Origin of the sequence: Streptomyces sp. URMC 123 (assembly GCF_051386515.1) — a bacterium.
Lineage (GTDB): Bacteria > Actinomycetota > Actinomycetes > Streptomycetales > Streptomycetaceae > Streptomyces.
This window is the reverse complement of the sequence record NZ_JBPQTV010000774.1, coordinates 1-263: the sequence shown is the minus strand read 5'-3', so window position 1 is coordinate 263 and position 263 is coordinate 1. Positions and strand designations below refer to the sequence as shown.

Below are 263 nucleotides of genomic sequence, written 5' to 3'. Positions count from 1 at the left end.
GACGAGGAGGGCCAGGCCCGCACGGTCGAGAAGAAGGTCGAGATCGCCGAGCGGCTGATCGCCGATCTGACCGGCAATTGGGGCATCCGTGAGTGCGACATCCTCATCGACTGCCTGACCTTCACCATCTGCACCGGTCAGGAGGAGTCCCGCAAGGACGGCATCGCCACCATCGAGGCCATCCGGGAGCTGAAGCGGCGCCATCCCGAGGTGCAGACGACGCTGGGCCTGTCCAACATCTCCTTCGGCCTCAACCCCGCCGC

1 protein-coding gene is annotated in these 263 nt (G+C 66.2%); it reads left to right on the top strand.

The features are described from left to right. On the top strand, positions 1–263 hold a 263-nt coding region (locus ACSNOD_RS31955; protein ID WP_436770543.1), incomplete at both ends, for a dihydropteroate synthase.